Annotated in this window: 19 protein-coding genes; 12 read left to right on the forward strand and 7 right to left on the reverse strand. The window is 46.5% G+C overall.

What is annotated here, in order from left to right; translation table 11 throughout:
- Positions 1-215 precede the first annotated feature (215 nt).
- The 8 genes from RHEIN_RS18455 (at position 216) to der (ending at position 9,802) form a co-directional block, all read left to right on the forward strand.
- Entirely contained in the window at positions 216-1,340 is a 1,125-nt protein-coding gene (locus RHEIN_RS18455; protein ID WP_008900499.1) for a bifunctional tRNA (adenosine(37)-C2)-methyltransferase TrmG/ribosomal RNA large subunit methyltransferase RlmN, read from the forward strand.
- A 23-nt stretch (positions 1,341-1,363) separates the two neighbouring features.
- Positions 1,364-2,776, forward strand: coding sequence for a type IV pilus biogenesis/stability protein PilW (gene pilW, locus RHEIN_RS18460; protein ID WP_008900500.1), 1,413 nt, complete (start codon positions 1,364-1,366; stop codon positions 2,774-2,776).
- Positions 2,773-3,864, forward strand: a complete 1,092-nt coding sequence (locus RHEIN_RS18465; RefSeq protein ID WP_008900501.1) for a RodZ domain-containing protein — start codon at positions 2,773-2,775, stop codon at positions 3,862-3,864. Before pilW ends, RHEIN_RS18465 begins: the two co-directional genes overlap by 4 nt.
- Positions 3,864-4,979 (forward strand): flavodoxin-dependent (E)-4-hydroxy-3-methylbut-2-enyl-diphosphate synthase, encoded by a 1,116-nt coding sequence (gene ispG / locus RHEIN_RS18470; protein ID WP_008900502.1) that lies wholly within the window; start codon positions 3,864-3,866, stop codon positions 4,977-4,979. Before RHEIN_RS18465 ends, ispG begins: the two co-directional genes overlap by 1 nt.
- Positions 4,980-5,023: 44 nt before the next feature.
- Positions 5,024-6,298 (forward strand): histidine--tRNA ligase, encoded by a 1,275-nt coding sequence (gene hisS, locus RHEIN_RS18475; RefSeq protein WP_008900503.1) that lies wholly within the window; start codon positions 5,024-5,026, stop codon positions 6,296-6,298.
- Between the two features lie 11 nt (positions 6,299-6,309).
- Entirely contained in the window at positions 6,310-6,948 is a 639-nt protein-coding gene (locus tag RHEIN_RS18480) for a YfgM family protein (RefSeq protein ID WP_008900504.1), read from the forward strand.
- A gap of 9 nt (positions 6,949-6,957) precedes the next feature.
- A complete protein-coding gene (bamB, locus tag RHEIN_RS18485; protein ID WP_202797843.1) occupies positions 6,958-8,142 on the forward strand; it encodes an outer membrane protein assembly factor BamB in 1,185 nt (394 codons plus the stop codon).
- Positions 8,143-8,329: 187 nt separating this feature from the next.
- The gene (gene der / locus RHEIN_RS18490; RefSeq protein WP_008900506.1) at positions 8,330-9,802 is read left to right on the forward strand and encodes a ribosome biogenesis GTPase Der; all 1,473 of its coding nucleotides are present in this window, start codon (positions 8,330-8,332) and stop codon (positions 9,800-9,802) included.
- A gap of 213 nt (positions 9,803-10,015) precedes the next feature.
- Here the strand turns inward: der and RHEIN_RS18495 are convergent, their stop codons facing one another.
- From RHEIN_RS18495 to xseA, 4 genes are all read right to left on the reverse strand, one after another.
- Positions 10,016-10,945: a S41 family peptidase gene (locus RHEIN_RS18495; RefSeq protein ID WP_008900507.1), complete on the reverse strand. Its 930-nt coding sequence runs from the start codon at positions 10,943-10,945 to the stop codon at positions 10,016-10,018.
- 190 nt (positions 10,946-11,135) lie between these two features.
- Positions 11,136-11,669: a dihydrofolate reductase family protein gene (locus RHEIN_RS18500; RefSeq protein ID WP_008900508.1), complete on the reverse strand. Its 534-nt coding sequence runs from the start codon at positions 11,667-11,669 to the stop codon at positions 11,136-11,138.
- A gap of 110 nt (positions 11,670-11,779) precedes the next feature.
- Positions 11,780-12,253: a hypothetical protein gene (locus RHEIN_RS18505; protein ID WP_008900509.1), complete on the reverse strand. Its 474-nt coding sequence runs from the start codon at positions 12,251-12,253 to the stop codon at positions 11,780-11,782.
- On the reverse strand, positions 12,253-13,593 hold the full coding sequence (gene xseA, locus RHEIN_RS18510) for an exodeoxyribonuclease VII large subunit (RefSeq protein WP_008900510.1): 1,341 nt from the start codon (positions 13,591-13,593) through the stop codon (positions 12,253-12,255). The genes RHEIN_RS18505 and xseA overlap by 1 nt, the downstream gene beginning before the upstream one ends.
- A gap of 130 nt (positions 13,594-13,723) precedes the next feature.
- Between xseA and guaB the strand changes: the two genes are divergently transcribed.
- Both guaB and guaA read left to right on the forward strand, forming a co-directional pair.
- Entirely contained in the window at positions 13,724-15,193 is a 1,470-nt protein-coding gene (guaB, locus tag RHEIN_RS18515) for an IMP dehydrogenase (protein ID WP_008900511.1), read from the forward strand.
- A 74-nt stretch (positions 15,194-15,267) separates the two neighbouring features.
- Positions 15,268-16,845, forward strand: coding sequence for a glutamine-hydrolyzing GMP synthase (gene guaA, locus RHEIN_RS18520; RefSeq protein ID WP_008900512.1), 1,578 nt, complete (start codon positions 15,268-15,270; stop codon positions 16,843-16,845).
- A 291-nt stretch (positions 16,846-17,136) separates the two neighbouring features.
- Here guaA and RHEIN_RS18525 read toward each other — a convergent pair whose 3' ends face one another.
- Entirely contained in the window at positions 17,137-17,355 is a 219-nt protein-coding gene (locus tag RHEIN_RS18525; protein WP_008900513.1) for a hypothetical protein, read from the reverse strand.
- 208 nt (positions 17,356-17,563) lie between these two features.
- Here RHEIN_RS18525 and tadA point away from each other — a divergent pair, with 208 nt between their 5' ends.
- Positions 17,564-18,085, forward strand: coding sequence for a tRNA adenosine(34) deaminase TadA (gene tadA, locus RHEIN_RS18530; protein WP_008900514.1), 522 nt, complete (start codon positions 17,564-17,566; stop codon positions 18,083-18,085).
- Here the strand turns inward: tadA and RHEIN_RS21125 are convergent.
- Positions 18,075-18,242, reverse strand: coding sequence for a hypothetical protein (locus RHEIN_RS21125; protein ID WP_008900515.1), 168 nt, complete (start codon positions 18,240-18,242; stop codon positions 18,075-18,077). The two genes, tadA and RHEIN_RS21125, sit on opposite strands and share 11 nt — an antisense overlap.
- Positions 18,243-18,317: 75 nt before the next feature.
- A complete protein-coding gene (gene mltF, locus RHEIN_RS18535; RefSeq protein WP_008900516.1) occupies positions 18,318-19,751 on the reverse strand; it encodes a membrane-bound lytic murein transglycosylase MltF in 1,434 nt (477 codons plus the stop codon).
- 151 nt (positions 19,752-19,902) lie between these two features.
- Here mltF and purL point away from each other — a divergent pair, with 151 nt between their 5' ends.
- Positions 19,903-23,796, forward strand: a complete 3,894-nt coding sequence (purL, locus tag RHEIN_RS18540; RefSeq protein WP_008900517.1) for a phosphoribosylformylglycinamidine synthase — start codon at positions 19,903-19,905, stop codon at positions 23,794-23,796.
- The last annotated feature ends 330 nt before the right edge of the window (positions 23,797-24,126 follow it).

A 24,126-nucleotide genomic window follows, 5' to 3' on the forward strand; every position in this document is an offset into this window, starting at 1 on the left:
GAAGCTGCAGCTTCGTTGACCGCGCGCTTTCGCCCCAGTCACATAGTGAACTATGCTCCTGGGGTCTCAAGCACTTGTCGTCTCGCTGCAACTCCAATTACTTAGGTTTAAAAAAGTGTAAAGGGACGATTTATAGTGAAAGGGAGCTTAGCTCCCTTTCTATCTATTTAAACTGTCCTATTTTTTATCTATCTATGTTGTGAGGGAAAGCCCAAATGAGCCAAACAGAAAACAAAGTCAATCTGCTTGATCTGACCCGTACCCAGATGAAGGAGTTTTTTGTCTCTATTGGTGAAGCAGGCTTCAGAGCCGATCAGGTGATGAAATGGATTTACCATTTCTGCATCGACGACTTTGATAAAATGACCAACATCAACAAGAAGTTGCGTGACAAATTAAAAGAAAAAGCCGTGATTGCAGCACCAGTAGTGGTGACTCGTCAGGACAGCGCTGATGGCACTATCAAGTTTGTGATGGGTTTAGCTGGTGGTCAGGAAGTAGAAACTGTCTGGATCCCGGAAAAAGACCGTCGTACTTTATGTGTGTCTTCGCAAGTTGGCTGTGCTTTAGAATGCACCTTTTGCTCTACAGCCCAGCAGGGTTTTAACCGCAATTTGAAAGTGTCTGAAATTATTGGTCAGGTATGGCGTGTAGCTCAAATCATTGGCAGCTACGGCGATACAGGCGAAAAACCAGTCACCAACGTAGTGATGATGGGCATGGGCGAACCTTTGCTGAATCTGAACAACGTAGTGCCAGCTATGGAGCTGATGCTGGAAGACTTTGGTTTTGGTTTATCCAAACGCCGTGTCACTTTAAGTACTTCAGGTGTAGTACCAGCTTTAGATATGCTCAAAGAGCGTATCGACGTGGCCTTGGCGATTTCGTTACACGCGCCGAATAACACGCTGCGTGATGAATTAGTGCCGGTGAATAAAAAATACCCTATGGAAGAATTCCTGGCTGCGGCTAAACGTTATGTCACAGATTCACGGGCCAACGATAAAGTTACAGTCGAATATGTAATGCTGGATGGTGTGAACGACAGCATGGAACAAGCCCATGAATTAGCGCATGCCCTTAAAGGTACGCCATCTAAGGTGAACCTGATCCCATTTAACCCATACCCTGGTTCGCCTTATAAACGTTCAAGCAATTCCCGTATCGACCGCTTTAATAAAGTGCTGCAGGAACACGGTTATACGGTGATGGTACGTAAGACCCGTGGTGATGATATTGACGCTGCTTGTGGTCAGTTAGTGGGTGATGTAATAGACAGAACTAAACGTTTAGAAAAAAAACAGATGAAAGCTCATGAGATTTCAGTAAAAATGGTGTAACACTCCATTCAACTGGTATCCCTATGCAAAAACTCAGGCTCCTGGCTTGTGTTGTTTTCAGTTTACAGTTAGCGGCTTGTGTCACTGAAACCACGGTAGTGGGCAGTGACCGTCAAATCCGTCCTAAGATGGATCAAAAAGAAGCCGCCCGCACCCGCATAGCTCTTGGCATTAATTACCTGCAAAGGGGAGATAATGCTCAGGCCAAGTTTAATCTGGAAAAAGCCAAAAGCTTAGCACCTGAACTGGCCGAAGTGCATAACGCCCTTGCTTATTATTATCAGCAGGTGGCGGAGTTCGAAGACGCAGAAAACTCCTACAAAACAGCCATAGAACTTGAGCCCAACAACGCCGACTCTTATAACAACTACGGTGCTTTTTTATGCCAGCGCGGCAAGTATGAGCAAGCCGAGCAGTTGCTGTTGCAAGCGATAAGCCGCCCTGGCTATATCCGTGCCGCCGACAGCTACGAAAACATCGCCTTGTGTCGCTTAGAGCAAAGAGACTTTATTCAGGCCAAAACTTATTTAGATTTATCCATTAAACACAATGCCAGTCGCCCCAGCGCTTTATTTAATTTAGCTTCAGTCAATTATGCGATGGCTGATTTACCCGCAGCCCAGGTTCTGCTCGACAGAATGCAAAGTGCTTCTCAAATTTCGCCCCGTTCTGTCTTGCTCGGCTATTTGATAGCGCAGGAACAGCAAGACTACAGCCGGATGCAAATGGCTGAGCAGTTATTGCTGACCACTTATCCGCAAAGTCAGGAAACTTTGTTGTTTAGTCAGGGTAAACTTCGGGAGTCTGAATTCAGTCTGCTCAGACAAGACTATAAGCAGCAATTGTTGCAACAACCGAAAGAACAGCTCAAAGCAGGGGTAGTTCAGCCTAAAATTAAAATCACCCGTAAAAAGCCTCCGGCGGCAGTGGCAGAGCGTACCGAAGATGCCCGGTTAAGCGCTGCCATTGTCACAGAGCCTTTGCCTGAATCCAGGGTTGTATCCGAAAACTTAGCGGTAACAGAACCTGCTGTATCTTCTTCTGAGTCAGATCTTCAGCCTGAAGTGATAGAAGCTGCCTCTGCCACTGAAGTTCAGCAACACGAAGTACAACAAGATGAAACCTTGTATGGCATAGCAGAGCGTTACAGTGTTACTATTAGCGATATAATCAGCTGGAACTCTTTGCGTGATAATCAGCCTATAGTCAAGGGCCAGGTCCTGTGGATTGGACAACAAGCACCCCGGCAGATCGAACCACAAATTGAAGTACCAGAACGTTATCAGGTCCAGTATGGCGACACCTTATTCCGGATTTCGATGCGTTACAGGGTGAAACTAACCAGCCTGCTGCAATGGAACAACTTAACTGAGCAAAGCCCGATACGGGCTGGGCAATTTATCTACTTAAAAGATCCGGCACAATTAGAATTATGACGACTGAATTAACGCAGCCCAGTAGCGCAGGACAAACTTTAAGCGCAGGACAAACCCTTCGTCAGGCCAGAGAGCAACAAAATCTGACGACAGCGCAAGTGGCACAGCAACTGAATTTAGGCAAAAGCCTGATTGACGATCTTGAAATGGATCAGGTGGATGCTAAGTTGTCCTCAACTTTTGTCCGTGGTTATTTACGCTCTTATGCCAAATTACTGAAAATACCGGCTCAGCAAGTGCTGGACGCTTACAGCAGTAACTCTAAAGGTTTACATCAGGTGCCAAGCCTGACCCGCAGCTTTTCCAAACGCACCGCCAAGGAAGCCACAGAAAACCGCTTTATCTGGGTCACCTACTTTGTGATCGCAGTTTTTGTGGTGTTGTTAGTGCTGGGATTCTGGCAGAGCCGTTTTGGCAGTTCGGCCTCAGGCACAGCTTTGCCTATGGCGCAAACAGATGAAACTATGTTGGCCAGCGAAGAAGCGCAGCCAATACAAAGCGAAGTGTTCGGGCAAAGCCAGCAGGTACAGAATTCAATACCTGTTACGCAACTGGAAAGCTCGCCAACTCCCACAGAAACTTCTGCGCTGAGCACTCAACCACAAGCCACTGTAGCGACAGATGCACCAGTGTTGCCTGTACAAGAGCAAATAGCTGCACCCACTGCTGTTGATACTGAGCCACAAGTACCACCAGCCGCTGTACCACAAAATGCAGCATCACAATCTGACATTTTAACTCTGTCGCCAGAGCCTGAAGTAACAACCACAGAGGTTCCTGCAGTGGAGGCTCAGGTTACAGCTATCGCAGAGTCTCCAACCACAGCATCAACAGATGCAGCGGCCAATGCCAGCATCAGTCTGTCATTAACCGCAGAATGTTGGGTTGATGTGGTGGACGCTACAGGCAAACGTCTGGCCTTTGGCAGCAGACAAGCCGGAGAAGAGTTAAATTTACGTGGTGTAGCACCGGTTAAAGTTTTATTAGGCAACGCCGCCGCCGCCACTCTTAGCTTTAATGGCGAAGCCATTGATCTGTCAGGTTATCCAACAGGTCGGGTCGCCCGGTTAACCCTCGGACAAAACTGATGAGTTACGCAGAAAATCCAATTAAAAGACGCCAGTCCACTCAGATTAAAGTGGGTAATGTACTGATAGGTGGCGATGCCCCTATTGCAGTGCAGTCGATGACGAATACCAAAACCACAGATGTCGCAGCCACAGTGGCACAAATTCATGCGATAGCCAAAGCTGGCGCTGATTTAGTGCGGGTGTCTGTGCCTACCATGGAAGCGGCGGAAGCCTTTAAACTGATCAAACAGCAATCGCCTATTCCGTTGGTGGCCGATATTCATTTTGACTACCGTATTGCGCTGAAAGTGGCAGAGTACGGTGTGGACTGTTTGCGCATAAACCCGGGCAATATAGGTCGTGAAGACCGTATCCGTTCTGTGGTTGAAGCGGCCCGCGATAAAAATATTCCTATCCGTATTGGGGTGAATGGCGGTTCGCTGGAAGCTGATTTGCAAGAGAAATATGGCGAACCTACGCCTGAAGCTCTGGTCGAGTCGGCAATGCGCCATGTCGAAATTCTGGACCGACTGAACTTCGACCAATTTAAAGTCAGTGTCAAAGCCTCCGATGTGTTTTTAGCTGTAGGTGCGTACCGCCTGCTGGCGAAACAAATTAAGCAGCCGTTGCATTTAGGTATTACTGAAGCAGGCGGTGCTCGTGCTGGTTCAGTGAAATCTGCTATTGGTCTTGGTATGCTGTTGTCTGAAGGCATAGGCGATACCTTACGTATTTCGTTAGCTGCCGATCCGGTGGAAGAAGTGAAAGTGGGTTTTGATATTTTAAAATCACTGCGCATTCGTTCCCGAGGCGTTAACTTTATTGCCTGTCCAAGTTGTTCCCGTCAGGAATTTGATGTGATCAAAACTATGAATGAACTGGAACAACGACTGGAAGATATTATCGACCCTGTCACAGTGTCCGTCATTGGTTGTGTCGTCAATGGCCCTGGCGAAGCGCTGATCTCTGATTTAGGCGTCGCAGGGGCCAACCGTATGAGTGGTTTTTACCTCAAAGGTCAGCGCCAGAAATTACGCATTGATAACAACACTGTCGCAGAGCAGCTGGAAGCTCAGATCCGTTTGTATCTGGCAGAGCAAAAACGACTGATTGAAATTAAACAGCTGGATTGAGTAGCTTCGCTGCATCATCCGCTTAGGATAAAGAGATAAAACCCGTGTCAAAAGATATCCAGGCCATTCGTGGCATGAACGACTGTTTACCAGCCGATACTCCGGCATGGCAGTACGTGGAACAGATTTTACGTAAAACAGTGCGCAACTATGGCTATGAAGAAATTCGTTTTCCTATAGTCGAAATGACGGAGCTGTTTAAGCGTTCTATCGGCGAAGTGACCGACATAGTCGAAAAAGAAATGTATACCTTTGCTGATCGTAATGGTGACAGCCTGACTTTACGTCCTGAAGGCACTGCGGTCTGTGTGCGTGCCGCTAATCAGAACGGTTTGCTGTACAACCAGGAACAACGCTTGTGGTATATGGGCCCTATGTTTCGTCATGAGCGCCCACAAAAAGGCCGTTACCGTCAATTCCATCAGTTTGGTTTAGAAGCTTTTGGTATGGCTGGCCCGGACATTGACGCTGAAGTGATTCTGCTCAGCGCCCGTTTATGGAAAAGCTTAGGTTTGTTGTCTCATGTGACTCTTGAGCTGAACTCTTTAGGTTCGAATCAGGCTCGTGCTGATTACCGTGCTGCTTTAGTGGCCTATTTAGAGCAGCACAAAGAGTTACTGGACGAAGACAGCTTACGCCGTATGCACAGCAACCCGCTGCGGGTGCTGGATAGTAAAAATCCGGTGATGCAGGACATGTTGGGTAAAGCGCCGCAACTTTTGGATTATTTAGATGATGAATCCAAAGCTGATTTTGATGGTCTGCAACAACGTTTAAAGGCCGCTGGTATTGAGTTTGTGATCAACCCACGTTTAGTGCGTGGCCTGGATTATTACAACAAAACTGTCTTTGAATGGGTGACCAGCAGCTTAGGTTCACAGGGTACTGTCTGTGCCGGCGGCCGCTACGATGGTTTAGTGGAGCAACTGGGTGGTAAAGCCACTCCGGCAGTTGGTTTTGCCTTAGGTATGGAACGACTGGTATTATTGCTGCAAACCTTAGACTTATTACCAAAAGCCCAGGCGCAAACTGATATTTATCTGATGGCCTTAGGGGATGCAGCGGAACTTGCCGCAGTTTCTATTGCCGAAGCCCTGCGTAATGATTTACCTGACTTGCGTTTAATGACGCACTCCGGTGGCGGCAACTTAAAGAAACAACTGAAAAAAGCAGATAAATCCGGCGCCAGCCTTGGTTTGTTATTAGGTGAAACTGAACTGGCTGCGGGCGAAATTACGCTGAAATGGCTCAGAGAAGAAAAGCCACAACAAAATATTAAATTGACTGAATTAAGCTGTTTTTTAAAGCAGCTGGTTTAAAGGGATCGAAGATGGAAATTTACAACAGCGAAGAACAACAAGTTGAAGCCATTAAGCGCTTTTGGAAAGAAAACGGTACCTCTATTATCGCAGGTGTAGTTTTAGGTTTAGGTGGATTGTACGGCTGGCGTTACATTCAGGACACTCAGCTGGAAAACACTATGGCTGCTTCCAGCGCTTATACCCAGTTACTGGAGCAACAACAAACAGCAACGGAAAACCCGGAGTTGTTGGCGCAGTTCCAGACTTTTGTGGATGAAAACAGTGATTCTTCTTACGCTTTGCTGGCAGCCTTAGTCGCCGCCAAAGACGCTGTTGCCAAAGAAGATTATGCGACTGCTGCTAAACAACTGAGCTGGGTTGCCACTAATGCCACGCAACCAGAAATCAAAGCTTTGGCACAACTACGTTTAGCCCGTGTGCAAAATGAACAAAAAGATTACCCTGCTGCTTTAGCTACGCTTGCTTTGGCTGTGCCTGACGCTTTTAAAGCGCAGCAGCAAGAGCTGGTTGGTGACGTGCTTGTCAGTTCAGGTGAATTGGCCAAAGCTAAAACCGCCTATCTGGCTGCCGCAGCAGAGAATAAAGATGCTCAGAATCCAATTCTGAAAGTGAAATTAGACGAACTGGCGCACGTAACTGCTGCTTAAGGTGTAAGAGTGAAGTTATTCAGGTCCCGTATCGGCTTAATGCTGGTGTTGTTGACGACTTTGGCTGCCTGTTCTTCCAAGGACGAATTGGTCTATCCGGAAATTAACAACAAAATTGAACCGAAAGAAATTTGGAGCACATCCGTTGGTAATGGTGTTGAGCATTACGATTCAGCGCTACGCCCTTTGATTTATCAGGATAAAGTGTTTGCTGCCAGTCGTGCTGGTTTGGTCATGGCTTTTGAACGTGAGTCAGGCAAACGCCTTTGGACTTTTGATGTGCGTAATGATGGCTCAGGCAGTTTGCTGGATGGTCTGAAATTCTGGAACTCTGAAACAGCACGGGTTTCCGGTGGTATCAGCCAGGGGTACGATAAAATATTTGTCGGTACTGAAAACGGCGATGTGCTGGCGTTAAATCCTGAAACCGGCGAGCTGGTATGGCGTGTGAAAGTGAAAGGCGAAGTGATTGCCAGACCAGCTGCAGGCGAAGGTTATGTACTGGTGAATACTTCCGCTGGTTATATGTTTGCATTGCACCCTGATACAGGTGAGCAACGCTGGATGCATGAGCAGGAAAGTGCTTTATTAAGTTTACGTGGTACCAGTGAACCTGTAGTGGCCAACGGCGGCGTGATTTTTGGTAGTGGTGCAGGCAAAGTGTCAGTACTCATTGCGGATAAAGGCATCTTAGCCTGGGACGCAGCCATTGCTGTGCCAAAAGGCGCAACAGATTTATCCCGTATGGTAGACGTGGATGCAACACCTGTAGTGGTAGACGGTACTATTTACGCCATTGCTTTTAATGGTGAATTAGTTGCATTAGAGCTGCGTACTGGACGGGTAATGTGGAAACGTGAATACGCCAGCTTCCGTGATATGACCATCGAAGGTAATACGATTTACCTGGTGGACAGCGTAGGCAAAATTTTTGCCATTGACCGTCGTAACGGTTCAGAACAATGGGCACAATTAGGTTTACACAAACATTTCCTGACAGGCCCTGCAGTTTACAAAGACTACCTGGCTATTGGTGATGTGGAAGGGAATTTGTTCTGGTTAGATAAAAACAGCGGTGACTTTGTTGCTCAGGAATCTTACGGTTCAGGTTTTTATGTGCAGGGCGTAAGCTCCGCTAATGAATTAGTGATCCAAACCCGGGACGGTGAGCTAAGTTTAATACGCTTACCTTAAACCAGCTGAGTATGGAATAAGACAAGGTCGGAGCCGATGAAACATCGCCTCCGGCCTTGTTGTTTAATAAAGTTTAACCAATTATACGTAGTTGCCATGGCTGAAAAGCCTGGCGTCACAGAGTGAGAAGGCCAGTTGGCCTGCGGTATCCACAAGGATACATAGTAATTTTATTTGAGGTAAAACCATGTTACCTGTAGTGGCTTTGGTTGGCAGAGCCAACGTTGGAAAATCAACATTATTTAACCGTTTAACCCGCACCCGGGACGCCTTAGTGGCGGATTTTCCGGGCCTGACGCGCGACCGTAAATACGGTTCAGTCAAATACGAAGGTTACGAATTTATTGTGGTCGATACCGGTGGTATAGACGGCAATGAGCAAGGCATTGAAGTGGAAATGGCCGAGCAGTCACTGAAAGCGATCGACGAAGCTGACATAGTGCTGTTTATGGTGGACGCCCGTGCCGGCGCTACTGTAGCCGATGATGCGATAGCGCAACACTTACGTCGTATCAATAAAAAGGTGTTTTTGGTCGCCAATAAAACCGATGGTCTGGATGCTGATACAGCCACTGCCGACTTTTACAGTCTGGCGCAGGGTGAAGTCTATCCTATAGCCGCTGTGCATGGCCGTGGTGTCTTGTCTTTGTTGCAACATGCGTTATTGCCTATGTTGTCTGAACAGCAGCAACAGCGTATTGCCGCCATTGAAAAGGGCGAAGAATTACCGGAAGACTTTGAAGAAGAAAGCGAAGAGGACATTACTCAGGCTAAGGATCAGCATATCAAGCTGGCCATAGTGGGTCGTCCAAACGTGGGTAAATCAACCTTAACCAACCGTATTTTAGGTGAAGAGCGTGTTGTGGTATTCGACATGCCAGGCACAACACGGGATTCGATTTATATCCCTATGACCCGGGGTGAGCGCGAATACACCCTGATTGATACGGCTGGTGTACGTCGTCGTGGCAAAATTGACGATATGGTCGAGAAGTTTTCTGTCATTAAAACTTTGCAAGCCATTGAAGATGCCAACGTGGTGATTTTAGTGCTGGATGCCCGTTTAGGTATTTCTGATCAGGACTTAAGTATTTTAGGTTTTGTGCTGAACGCTGGTCGTTCATTGGTACTTGCCGTCAATAAATGGGATGGCCTGGACGAACGTGTTAAAGAAGATGTCAAACGTGAACTCGACAGACGTTTAGGTTTTATCGACTTTGCCCGCCTGCACTTTATCTCTGCGTTACACGGCTCAGGTGTAGGTAACTTATTTGAATCGGTAGAAGAAGCGTTCGACTCGGCCACCCGTCGTGTCAGTACAGCGCTTTTAACCCGTATTATGAAAATGGCAGTGGAAGATCACCAGCCACCTATGGTGAAAGGCCGTCGTGTGAAGCTGAAATACGCCCACGCCGGTGGTTACAACCCGCCTCTTATCGTGATCCACGGTACTCAGGTAGACGACCTGCCAGATTCGTACAAACGTTATCTGATGAACTATTTCCGAAAATCTTTACAGATGATGGGCACCCCAGTGCGGATTGAATTCCGCGAAGGCGAAAACCCATTTGCCGGTAAACGTAATATGCTGACACCCAACCAGCAGTACAAGCGGGACCGGATCTTAAAAGCCAGAGCGAATTTGGTGAATAAGAAGTAAGTTTTACAAGGCCAGCGAAAGCTGGCCTTGTTGTTTGTGGGCTTCTCGTCTATTCGAAATTGTAGGGGGGGTCTTGCACCCGCCCGTGGTGTCTTACGGCTTTGTAGCTGTAACTGTTATTGATGGCTAGATTTCTTACTTTAAAGCGTTTCGCCGCTGGCGAGATACTTTCTTTTGTAGCTAGAAGTTTAGCATGCCACTATAGTTTCAATTTCATTGACAATTTTCATTAATCCACTCTATAGAAAATTGAATAGGCTCTTTTGTTACTACATCAGGGCTAATAGATTTTGAGTAAATAACATTATTTCGGTCTCTAGTCACAGCTGTTGTTAAAGCAAATCTAACATTATTAGGCAATTTGAAAACTCTGTTAGAGGTAGGGACACCCATTGTTGGTTCACCGAAAAATTTAACATTTGGCTGTCCTCGCATAAAGATCGACAATATTTCACCTGAGCTGGCAGTACGTCGCCCCGTAACTACTGCAACTTTCTTGTCATACATCACATGCGAATGGTCTTCCCTAAATGGACTAAACATGCCTCTAATGTTGATGACACCCTTAGAGTTTATTATCTCTTGTACTTTCCCATTAGAATCAACAAATGATCCGATAACGCCTTCACTTATTAATGTGCTAATACCATTAGCCATTGGCCATACGTTACCGCCATAGTTTTTCGAGATATCGATAATTATACCGCACCTACTGCTCGTAACTGCTTTAGTAATATTTTCCTTTATCTTCAAATATGCGCTTTCGACATCAGTACCACTCCAATTATTAATAACTACAACTGGTGTTTCATTTTTAGAGTAATAATCAGTGAAGCTTTTGACATTAGATTTATGGGTTTTCTTATCAGGAATAATTCTAGAATGATTATCTTTTAGAGATTTCAATAAATGACTAAGCGAGTTATGAAATGAATTTTCATGTTTTTCAGACATCAAAATACTTTCAGATATCAAAAACTCCTTTTCCCAGTCAACGTTACTTGAGTTAAAAGCATTTTCTTTGATTACTGTTTGAGCATATTTCAAATTGTATCTATCTGATTTTTGATAAAGAAAATAAGAAAACGCTGCCAATGAGATGATCAGCAAGGTTACTAAAATATAAACCACTTTTTGACGCACGCTTTGAATCTCCGTATTTTTAGCATCAGGATGCAAATCTTTATCTGTCCATTTTTTAGGTAATTTGAAAGTGTTAGAATCTTGCGGTGTGCGTCATTTCCGTTTTCGCTCATTTCTACTAATCAGAAAAGCAGTCGATACACAGCACAAAAAAAAAGACCAGTAACTCAGGATTTATTTCAGCTCCCGCTTATATACAACCATACCTACTCTGCACAAAACCACTCTGGTACACCCGGGTTTCCAAATGCTGTAGTTTGATATCCGCAGGCAAAGTACCAAACAGTGGGATGCCTTCACCTATCAGCACCGGAATACGGGTTAGCGTCAGTTCATCCACCAGGTTATGGCGCAGGCTTTGTTGAATGATAGTGCCGCCATCCAGATAAACAGCTTTATAACCTTGCTGCTTAAGCTGATGAATAATATCCACCATAGCACCCTGACGGATCTCTACTTTGTCTTGTAGTTCAGGCGGTAAATCAGCAGAGCTTAGCTGATGACTCAACACCACAGTTTTAACCTGATAAGGCCAGTCGATGCCAAAACTCAGTACTTTTTCAAAGGTGGCCCGGCCCATTAAAATTACGTCAATACCAGACATAAAGGCGCTGTAACCATGATCGTCGGTAGAATCTGTTGCTGATGTCAGCCACTGAATGTCACCGTCCTTTTTAGCGATAAAACCGTCCAGGCTGGTGGCTATAAATACTTTTACTTTCATTGGTGCAGGCCTTCTGTTTGCTTGTTACTTTACAAAAATACAGCCACTATCAGAACATAAAACTATCTGCAGAACAGTTACAACTTGTATGTCGGCCTGAACTGAGATTTTTATCTATTCGTCTTTATTGTGTGGGTCGTGTCATTGAAATACTGCTGCAGTTGTGCCACCCGCTTTGGCCGCTCAAACAGCTGATACAACACCAGCCAGTCAGCTAACTGCATAAGCGGTAACCCTTGCTGCCAACTGGTTTTTTCAGGCTGAAACAAAAATTGCTGCAAGCCGTCGTCTTTTAACACCTGTATGCCTGCCATCAGTTCGATCACAAGGCCATTTTTGTTAAAACGGGCAAAGCCCTTGCTGCGATAAATGGGATGCAGCGATACAGGCACAAGGTGAGCATACTGGCTGAGCAGGGTTTTAAACTGCTCAAAGCGTTCCAGTGTGCAGACTAAATCTAAATCCCGGGCTTGTGGCTCTATGCCATAACACTGCAATAAGAAGCTGCCGCCTATGGCCCAGTCTGTTGGCCCTAGCACTTGCACTAATTCTGTGGCTATTTGCCTGATATCAGTTGGCTGCATCAGTGTTTTGGAAAAACTTGTTCTATACGGGCGAGAAAATGCCCCTTCGCCAGCTGGGTTTTCACCTGCTGGCCCGGTTGTAGCGTTGATGCATCCGTAATCACTTGCTGCTGCTCGTCAAAGCTGATGCTGTAACCGCGCTCTAAAGTGGCTAAGGGGCTGACGGTATGCAAACGGCTGCTTTGCAATAACCATTGCTGCTGCTTTTGCTTCAGTAACTGCTGCATGGATTGGTGTAACTGATGGTTGTGCTGTTCAAGCTTTTGTTGCTGCTGTTTAATCCGCACCAGTGGCGTCAGTTGTTGCAAACGATGTTGTAAAAACTGCTGCTGTTGCGCCGCTTTATCGATGCGTCGTACTAAGGCTGTTTGCAGCCGCATCTGTAATTCATCCAGATACTGCTGCTGTTGTTGTAAACGCCGAGCCGGGTCGAGCAAGGTTAATCGATGCACCAAGGCCGTTAAACGCGGTTGCTGCTGTCTTAAATAGCTTTGCATCGAACGTTGCAAGCGTTGTTCTGCTGAGAGCACTAACTGCAGCTGTTGTTGTTGATCAGGCGATACCAGCTCAGCTGCAGCTGATGGCGTAGCTGCACGCACGTCAGCAACAAAGTCGGCTATGGTAAAGTCAATTTCATGGCCTACGGCACTGACGGTTGGAATAGGGCAGTTGGCTATTAAGCGCGCCACCTGCTCATCGTTAAAACACCACAAATCTTCCAGCGAGCCACCACCACGGCCAATCAGCAGCACATCCACTTCATTGCGGGAGATAGCTTTTTGAATGGCATTGTAAATTTGCGCCGGAGCCTGAGTCCCCTGGACTAAACAAGGATAAATAATCACTTCCAAAGCTGGAGCGCGGCGTTTCAGTACTGTGATGATATCGCGAATGGCAGCGCCAGTAGGGGAGGTGACTACTCCAACTTTTTGTACTTTTTTAGGCAGCGGCTTTTTGCGCTCAGGTGCTAATAAACCTTCAGCAGCCAGCGTGGCTTTAATTTGTTCGTATTGCTGTTTAAGCAAGCCATCGCCAGCAGGTTCCAGCATATCGGCCAATAACTGATATTCACCCCGGGGTTCGTACACACTGATACGGGCGCGGATCAAAATTTGCTGACCATTCTTTGGCTGCAAACTGGCGTATCTGTTGCTTTGTTTAAACATCGCCACTTTGACCTGAGCGGCCTGATCTTTTAACGAAAAGTACCAGTGACCGGAAGAGGCAGCAATAAAGTTGGACACTTCGCCCACTAACCACAGCTGACGGAATTGCAGCTCAAGCGTCAGGCGAACTTCAGAGTTTAAGCGGGAGACAGTGTAAATATCAGCTTGCGACATAAGGTGGATTCCGGTGGTTCAGGCAGTTAATGTAACACAAAAGCGAAAAACTGATTGTGGCAAAGCGTAAAAGCGGATAAAATTGCGCCGCAACATTCCCCCCTCTTTTTTTAACAGCGAGATTGTTGCAATGCTCAGGATCGTGAAAGAAGCCATTACATTTGACGACGTGTTACTTGTACCGGCGCACTCCACTGTGTTACCCCATACCGCAGACCTGCGGACTCAATTGACCAGCAAAATTACGTTAAATATTCCTATGGTATCGGCGTCTATGGACACTGTCACCGAGGCTCGTTTAGCTATTGCTTTAGCACAGGAAGGTGGCTTAGGTTTTATTCACAAGAATATGACTATTGAAGAGCAGGCAGCCAATGTTCGTAAAGTAAAAAAATACGAAAGTGGTGTAGTCTCAGACCCTGTCACTGTACGTCCGGAACAAAGTATCCGTGAAGTGCAGCAGCTGGCGGCTCAGCATGGTTTTTCTGGTTTCCCTGTAGTGGATGCTGACAACAACCTGGTTGGCATAGTGACAGGTCGTGACCTGAACGTGGAAACCAACCCGCAACTGGCTATTTCTTCTGTGATGACGCCAAAAGAGCGTTTAGTGACAGTGAACGAAGCAGGCCCTCGTGCCGAAGCTTTAGCTTTGATGCACAAACACCGCATTGAAAAAGTATTAGTGGTCGACAACGCTTTTAAATTAAAAGGCTTGATCACAGTACAGGATTACAATAAAGCCGCCAGCAAACCAAATGCCTGTAAAGACGAATTTGGTCGCTTACGTGTGGGTGCTGCTGTGGGCGTAGGCCCTGGCACAGACGAACGTATTGCCGCTTTAGTCGAAGCTGGTGTGGATATTTTATTAATAGACACTTCACACGGTCACTCTGAAGGCGTGTTAGATCGCGTACGTCAAACCCGCGCTTTATACCCTGATTTGCAAATAGTTGCAGGTAACGTTGCCACAGCTGAAGGCGCAAAAGCCTTAGCCGAAGCTGGTGCCAATGCTGTCAAAGTGGGCATAGGTCCTGGTTCTATTTGTACTACCCGTATTGTCACAGGTTGTGGTGTACCACAGCTGACGGCTATCTCTGATGCAGTAGATGGCGTTCAGGGTATGGACGTTTGTATTATCGCTGACGGTGGTATTCGTTTCTCAGGTGATATAGCTAAAGCTTTAGTGGCTGGTGCACATTGTGTGATGGTCGGTTCTATGTTTGCCGGTACTGAAGAAGCGCCGGGCGAAGTTGAGCTGTATCAGGGCCGTTACTACAAATCCTACCGTGGTATGGGTTCATTAGGTGCTATGGCGCAGCGTAATGGCTCATCTGACCGTTACTTCCAGGGCAGCAACAATGCAGAGAAGTTAGTGCCTGAAGGTATTGAAGGCCGTGTGGCCTACAAAGGCCCAATCGGCACTATTATTCACCAGCAAATGGGTGGCCTGCGCTCTTCTATGGGCTTAACAGGTTGTTCTACTATCGCTGAAGTTCGTACTAAGCCGGTTTTTGTTAAAGTAACCTCAGCTGGTATGGGTGAATCGCACGTGCATGATGTGCAAATCACCAAAGAAGCACCAAACTACCGCTTAGGTTAACCGCTTAATCAGAGGCTGGCTTTTCGCCAGCCTCAGTTTTTTATTCGTTCGACATTTGTTACTACAAGGTGATTATGAGCAAAAACATTCACTTCCATCGAATTTTAATCCTCGACTTCGGTTCGCAATATACTCAGCTGATCGCCCGTCGTGTGCGTGAAATTGGCGTTTACTGTGAGCTGTGGGCATGGGACGTTACTGCTGAACAAATCGCTGAATTTGCTCCAACCGGTATTATTTTATCCGGTGGTCCTGAAAGTGTGACCGAAGCCGGTTCACCTCGTGCTCCTTCTTATGTATTTGAAGCCGGTGTGCCTGTACTGGGTGTGTGCTACGGCATGCAAACCATGGCTGAGCAACTGGGCGGTAAAGTGTCTGGTTCTGAGCATCGCGAATTTGGTTATGCCCAGGTTGAGCTGATTGCAGAAAATGCCATGTTCACCGGTATTGAAGATCATCTGAACGAACAAGGCCACGGCTTACTCGATGTCTGGATGAGTCATGGTGACAAAGTAGTACAAATCCCAGAAGGTTTTGTCACTACAGCGCAAACGCCAACTTGCCCTCATGCTGCTATGGCAGACGAAGCCCGTCAGTTCTATGGCGTACAGTTTCACCCTGAAGTGACTCACACCCGTCAGGGCCTGCGTATGTTAGAGCAGTTTGTGGTCGATATCTGTGGTTGTGAAAAACTCTGGACTCCGGCCACCATTATTGACGACGCTATTGCCAATATCAAAAAGCAGGTCGGTGATGATCAGGTCATTTTAGGTTTATCCGGTGGTGTCGACTCTTCCGTTGTGGCTATGTTATTACACCGCGCTATAGGTAAAAACCTGACTTGTGTATTCGTCGATAACGGCTTATTGCGTTTAAACGAAGGCGCTCAGGTGATGGATATGTTTGGTGATCATTTTGGTCTGAACATTATTCATGTGAAAGCTGAAAACCGTTTCCTCGACGCCTTAAAAGGTGAAGCAGAACCTGAAGCCAAACGTAAAATTATCGGTCGCGTATTTGTTGAAGTATTTGACGAAGAAGCGAAAAAGCTAAGCAACGCTCGTTGGTTAGCTCAGGGCACTATTTACCCTGACGTCATTGAGTCTGCCGCTTCTAAAACTGGTAAAGCTCATGTGATTAAGTCGCACCATAATGTTGGCGGTTTACCTGCTGATATGAAAATGGGTTTAGTCGAGCCACTGCGTGAACTCTTTAAAGATGAAGTGCGCAAAGTAGGTTTAGCTTTAGGTTTGCCCTACGACATGCTGTACCGTCACCCTTTCCCAGGCCCGGGTTTAGGTGTGCGGGTATTAGGTGAAGTGAAAAAAGAATACTGTGATTTATTACGTAAAGCCGACGCGATTTTCATCGAAGAGCTGCGTAATTCAGGCTGGTACGACAAAGTCAGTCAGGCCTTTACTGTATTCCTGCCAGTGAAATCTGTCGGCGTGATGGGCGATGGCCGTAAATACGACTGGGTCGTGTCTATCCGCGCAGTAGAGACTATCGACTTTATGACAGCACACTGGGCACATTTGCCGTATGAGCTGTTAGGTCAGATTTCTAACCGCATTATCAATGAAGTGAATGGTATTTCCCGTGTGGTGTACGACATCTCAGGTAAACCACCAGCAACTATTGAGTGGGAATAATTTATCCTTCGTACTTGAAGCCGCAGCGTTGTTGACTGCGTGTTCTCGCCCAAGTCACATAGGACAACTATGCTCCTTGGGTCTCGAACACTTGTCGCCTAGCTGCAACTCCAATTACTTTGGATAAACCCCTTCGTACTTGAAGCCGCAGCGTTGTTGACTGCGTGTTCCCGGTTTAGATTTTAAATCGGGACGGGCGCGGATAAACCACGCCCCTACAGGTCGTTGCGCTGCAATACCAATTACTATGGGTAGAAAAAGGGGCAGATTTAATCTGCCCCTTTTCACTTTTTACAGCTTATTGATTTCGTGTTTCAGCTGATAGGATTTATCCGTCACTATCGCTTCTAAAGTGGCAACCCTTTCTTTTAGTTGCTCTATTTGTTGTTTAATTTCGTCATTTGATTGACCGGCACTTTTCATTTTGATTTGTGTTTTAGTGTAGTTTTCATAAAAAGCATAACCAAAAGCGCCAACAACAGCGACAAAACCTATTTCAAATGGTCCCATGATATTCCTTCCCTAAGTCTGTATAAACTGAACTGATAAATGAGCGTACAACAAGTAGCAAGTGTTATACCATAGTTAACATCTTGTTTTTATTCAAATGCTTAGCCTATTTTAAGCTAGGTAACTTTAAGTAAACTCACTAAAATATAGTCAAAAGCTTAACCTTAGCTGGTAAAATTAGCCAGATTCAGCAGCACAAGAGGCAAAGATGACCGCAGACAACGATTTATACTGGATGCAGTATGCTTTGCAACTGGCCGATAAAGCTGAGCAAAGCGGCGAAATTCCTGTAGGTGCTGTGCTGGTCAAAGATGGCGTGGTGTTGGGGGAAGGCTGGAATCAGTCCATTCAACTCAATGACCCATCGGCTCATGCCGAGATGATGGCGATTCGGCAGGCGGCAGAAAAAATTGGCAATTACCGCTTAATTGATTGCACCTTGTATGTCACCTTAGAGCCTTGTGCTATGTGCGCAGGTCTTTTAGTGCACAGCAGAGTAAAACGTCTGGTGTTTGGCGCTAAAGATGCCAAAACAGGGGCCGCAGGTTCAGTGCTGGATATAGTGAAACATCCGGTGTTGAATCATCAGCTTGATGTGTCGGATGGTCTTTTAGCGCAGCAATGCGCCGACAAACTCTCTGAATTTTTCCGCCGTCGCAGGGCAGAACAAAAGGCTTTAAAACAGCAGGAAAAACAACAGAGTGTTGAGGAAGGGCAGGTTAAGCAATAGCCTCGTTAGCGCTGGCTAAATCCTGAATAGATTGAAAAGAGCGGCGGCGTCTGTTTAATTTTAACATCGTCATATTGCGGCTCACTCGTCTTCTGCTGGATGCAACATCCATTAATCGCCGCTTGCGCAGCATTGTAGGTTTTTTACGTTTTAACATTCAATGACTCCCAATTAGTGCCGCTACTATAAAAGCTTAACGTTGCAGTTACAATAATAAGACTAATAAGGACAGCTATATGTTCCCGGACTTTTCTATTGAATTTACGGTTTTATCGCCAAATTGCTCATTAAGGCGCTGTTTTTGCTGATCTAACCTTTGTTCGGTTTTTTTCTTTTCATCTACCCATAACAGCGTATCGTAGAAACGACGTACGTTCTCCACATAATAAACCGCCTGAGCACCACGGGCGTACCCCAGTTTTGTATTCTGGTAATAGCGTTTTTGTTGCAGCAAAGGCAAGCGTTGTTTCACTTCATGCCATTGATCCGGATTGCCACCATCCCGCTCAGTTAATACGCGAGCGCTTTCGACATGGCCCCAACCAATATTGTAGGCTGCTATAGCAAACCAAAGACGGTCCGGCATCTGAATACGCTCAGGGATACGTTCAACCATACGTTGCAGATACTTAGAACCGCCTCTGATACTTTGCGCCGGATCCAGCCTGCTACTGACGCCCATCATTTGCGCTGTGCTGACCGTTAGCATCATTAAACCAATGACACCAGTGGAGCTGCGGGCGTCAGGCCGCCAGTTGGATTCCTGATAACCTATGGCTGCCAATAAACGCCAGTCAAAGTTGCCTGCATATTTTTCGAATAACGGCTGATAGCGAGGTAAATCTTTTTCAATAGCTTTGATGTAATCCAGCGTGGCTATGTAATCAAAACGTCGAATATGACCAAAGTACTTATCTTCCAGGCTCAATAAATCACCGGACTGGTAATTCTGGCCAAAAAACTCAATCAATACGGCCCAGAAGGAATCGTCAGCTTTATTATTTAACAGCCAGGCCACTGGCTGCTGCTCTTTGACTTTAAAGGCAACCGTTAAGTTGGGGAAAAAGCGCTGATTCACCGCCAATAAGTTGGAATCGACCAGCGTATAAGGAATTTTTCCGTCTTCTACTTGCTGCAGCAGTTCATCTGCATCTTCAGATTCACTTTCCTGCCATTGCAGTTGTGGGTGGTCTTTTTGAACTTCTTTGAGTGTTTCAGCCAAAGAGCTGTCTTTAGGTACCAGAATAGGGGCTTTAATATCGTTAAAACTGCCCGGCTTTTTTTTACCTTTACGGTACACCACCACTTCATTGCGCCATAAATAAGCTGGTGCTATACGGTACTTTTGTTTGCGGCTGTCCGTCACAGCTAAACCACCAGCTATGTAATCAACCTGACCCGAATCCAATTTTTGCAGTAATTCTTCACGCTGAAAACTGGGGTATAACTCCAGCTCGACACCTAATTTTTCTGCCAAAGCCACCGACAGTTCATAGTCGTACCCTGTTGGGCCATCGGCTCCTACATAATAGCTGGTAGGGCTGTTTAAAATGCCAACACGAATGCTATCTCTTTGATAAATTTCATGAAGCTGAACAGGTTCCTGTACCGGAGTACAAGAAACTACTGCTGTCAGTGCAGCTGCTGAAATACCAAATCGAATCATCCGGTTATGCCTTTGCTTCCAATCTGCGCCATTTATACCAAAATTCCTGCAGGCCGTCAGATCTTATTCATACCATTACTGACGTTTTTTCTTTATAATGCGGCGCCTGATTTTGGGTTCCATTGTCGCTCAACCAACGGAAAAAAAACCTATGTTGATCCTGCGTGGTGCACCTGCACTGTCCGAGTTTAGAGTTCAGAAGTTCATCGATCTTTGTGCCAAAGCCTCCTTGCCTGTACATGGTGTTTATGCCGAATTTATGCATTTTGCTGATTTAAGCAGCGAACTGTCGGCTGAACAACAAACTACATTAAGCAAGTTGCTGACTTACGGACCTACTATCGTCAGCCATACACCAGAAGGTTTGTTGCTGGTGGTGACGCCACGCCCTGGCACTATTTCTCCATGGTCTTCCAAAGCCACTGATATCGCCAAAAACTGTGGCCTGAGTCAGGTCAAACGTTTAGAACGTGGTGTGGCTTATTATATTCAGACCACTGCCACTTTAACTGAAGCTCAGCTGCAGCAGTTAAAAGGCTTAGTACACGACCGTATGATGGAAGTGGTGTTCAGCGAGTTTGAACAAGCCTCAGCTTTATTCCGCAAAGCTGAACCTGCGCCTTTAAGTTCAGTGGATATCATCACAGGTGGCCGTGAAGCTTTAGTGAAAGCCAATATAGATATGGGTCTGGCCTTAGCCGACGATGAAATCGATTATCTGGTGACAAATTTTAATCAGTTGGGCCGCAACCCAAATGATATCGAACTTTATATGTTTGCGCAGGCCAACTCTGAGCACTGCCGTCATAAGATTTTTAACGCCGACTGGACTATAGACGGCGAACAACAGCCGAAGTCGCTGTTTAAAATGATCAAAAATACCTTCGAAAAAACACCGGAACATGTGTTGTCAGCCTATAAAGACAACGCCGCTGTAATGACAGGTTCTAAAGCCGGTCGTTTTTTCCCGTCTGCTGACACTCAGGAATATGGCTACAACCATGAAGATATTCATGTGTTGATGAAAGTCGAAACTCACAACCACCCAACAGCTATTTCGCCTTTCCCTGGCGCTGCTACTGGTTCTGGTGGTGAAATCCGTGATGAAGGCGCAACAGGTGTTGGCGCTAAGCCAAAAGCCGGTTTGTCAGGTTTTTCTGTATCCAACTTACGTATCCCGGGTTTTGAACAACCGTGGGAAACCGACTTCGGTAAACCTGATCGTATAGTGACGGCTTTGGACATCATGACGGATGGTCCTTTAGGTGGTGCTGCTTTTAATAACGAGTTTGGCCGTCCAAATATTCTGGGTTACTTCCGTACTTACGAAGAAAAAGTGCCAAGCCACAATGGCGAAGAAGTGCGTGGTTACCACAAGCCTATTATGATTGCCGGTGGTTTAGGCAATATCCGTGCTGAACACGTGCAAAAAGGTCTGTTGCCTGTAGGTGCCAAACTGGTTGTGCTGGGTGGCCCGGCCATGAACATTGGTTTAGGTGGTGGTGCAGCTTCATCTATGACTTCAGGCCAGTCGGCTGAAGATTTAGATTTTGCCTCAGTACAACGTGAAAACCCTGAAATTGAACGCCGTTGCCAGGAAGTGATAGATCGCTGCTGGCAGCTGGGCGATAAAAACCCGATTTGTTTTATCCATGACGTAGGTGCAGGTGGTTTGTCCAACGCCTTCCCTGAGCTGGTGAACGATGGTGGTGTGGGCGGTAAGTTCGAATTACGTAACGTGCCAAACGACGAACCAGGCATGTCGCCACTGGAAATCTGGTGTAACGAATCACAGGAACGTTATGTAATGGCGATTCCAGCCGACCAGATGCCTGTATTTGAAGAAATTTGTAAACGTGAACGTGCACCTTATGCTGTAGTAGGTGAAGCCACTGCAGAGCACCACCTGACCTTATCTGATCAGCATTTTGGCAATACGCCTATTGATTTGCCACTGAACGTGCTGCTGGGCAAAGCGCCTAAAATGCACCGTGATGTGAAAACTCAAGTGACAGAAGGTAAAGCTTTAGATCTGAACGGCGTCACAGTAGCTGATGCCGCTGAGCGTTTATTACGTTTACCTACTATTGCTGAAAAAACCTTCCTGATCACCATTGGCGATCGCACAGTCACAGGTTTAGTGGCGCGTGATCAGATGGTAGGTCCATGGCAGGTGCCGGTAGCGAACTGCGGTGTGACTTCAGCTTCGTACGATACTTACCATGGTGAAGCCATGTCTATGGGCGAACGTACCCCTGTCGCCTTATTGGACTTCGCAGCTTCTGCCCGTTTAGCTGTGGCTGAATCTATTACTAACATTGCAGCGACTCAGATAGGCGATATTAAACATATCAAACTGTCGGCCAACTGGATGTCTGCAGCAGGTCACCCTGGTGAAGATGCTGGTTTGTATCAGGCCGTTAAAGCCATAGGTGAAGAGTTGTGTCCTGCTATGGGTTTAACTATTCCTGTAGGTAAAGACTCCATGTCGATGAAAACCAGCTGGCAACAGGATGGTGAGCAGAAGACAGTGACTTCGCCTTTATCTTTGATTATCACAGCTTTTGCCCGTGTTGAAGATGTACGTCGTACTGTGACACCACAGCTGCGCACTGACAAAGGTGCAAGCAGCTTGATCCTGTTGGATTTAGGTCAGGGTGCCAACCGTTTAGGCGGCTCTTGTTTAGCTCAGGTCTATAAGCAATTAGGCCAGACAGCACCGGATCTGGAAAGCCCTGAATTACTGATGAACTTCTATCAGGCTGTTCAGGCTTTAGTTGCACAACAGAAATTACTGGCGTACCACGACCGCTCTGACGGTGGTTTGTTTGTGACTCTGGCAGAAATGGCCTTTGCCGGTAAAGCTGGTGTCAAAGTGGATATTCAGACTTTAGGCACAGACAATTTAGCCGTGCTGTTCAGCGAAGAGTTAGGTGCTGTAGTGCAGGTGGCTAACAGCGATTTACCAGTAGTGCAGGCGATTTTAGCTCAGCATGATTTATCTGCAGTTGCGCATTTATTAGGTGAAGTGACAACGGACGATCAAATTCAGATCAGCCACGGTGATCAGTTGGTGTATAGCAACAGCCGTACTACTTTGCGTACCATCTGGGCAGAAACCACCTATCAAATGCAGTTGATGCGTGATAACCCTGAAGGTGCTCGTCAGGAATTTGTGGCTAAAGCTGACGTGACGGATCCTGGCTTAAATGCAAAATTAAGCTTTGACCTGAACGAAGATGTGGCTGCCCCTTATATCCTGAAAGGCGCACAACCGAAAGTTGCTATTCTGCGTGAGCAGGGCGTGAACTCTCATGTTGAAATGGCAGCTGCCTACAACAGAGCAGGCTTTAATGCGGTAGACGTGCATATGAGCGACATCTTATCTGGTCGTCGTTCATTGGCTGAGTTTAACGGCTTAGTGGCTTGTGGTGGTTTCTCCTACGGTGACGTTTTAGGTGCTGGCGAAGGCTGGGCGAAGTCAGTGCTCTTTAACGACAAAGCACGGGCAGAGTTTGCGGCCTTTTTCGAACGTGAAACGACCTTCAGCTTAGGTGTATGTAACGGTTGTCAGATGATGTCGAATCTGAAGAGCCTGATCCCTGGTGCTGATTTATGGCCACGTTTTGTCCGCAACAAGTCTGAGCGTTTTGAAGCCCGTTTCAGTCTGGTTGAAGTGCAGGAAAGTGCCTCTTTATTCTTTAAAGGTATGGCAGGATCCCGTATGCCTATCGCTGTATCCCATGGTGAAGGCCATGCGGAGTTTGCATCGCAAACAGCACTGCAGGCTGCGGATCAAAGTGGCACCGTAGCCTTACGTTTTGTCGATAACTACGGCAATGTGACTACTCAGTACCCGTCGAATCCTAATGGCTCACCGCTGGGTATTACCTCGTTAACGACTACCGATGGCCGTGTCACCATCATGATGCCTCACCCTGAGCGGGTATTCCGCACTGTGGCGAACAGCTGGCATCCGGATGAATGGCAGGAAGACAGCCCGTGGATGCGGATGTTCCGCAACGCACGAGTCTGGTTAGGTTAAGAGCCTAAAAATGATACAAACAAGACCTGCTTCGGCAGGTTTTGTTTTATTCGCAGCCATCCCTGGCGCTCACCCTGCCGGGCCAACGCTTCGCGTTGTTAAAAAAACGGCAGGATAGCCGTTTTTCACAGCTTTAGCTGCCGGAGGCGAACGTCACGGACGACGTGAGTGAAAATCGTTCCTGACGATTTTGTTGTTTTATGTAAAAGAGTTTTTAATTAAACCTTTCATTTTTATTGTATCTGCAGTTATTTTCATTTTTATCTTGATCCCAAGGTTATTTTTTTACACACTAGTTCCATCTCTTTTTTTATATAGCCCGTTTGAGTG

Origin of the sequence: Rheinheimera sp. A13L (assembly GCF_000217935.1) — a bacterium.
In the GTDB taxonomy this organism is placed as follows: Bacteria; Pseudomonadota; Gammaproteobacteria; order Enterobacterales; family Alteromonadaceae; genus Pararheinheimera.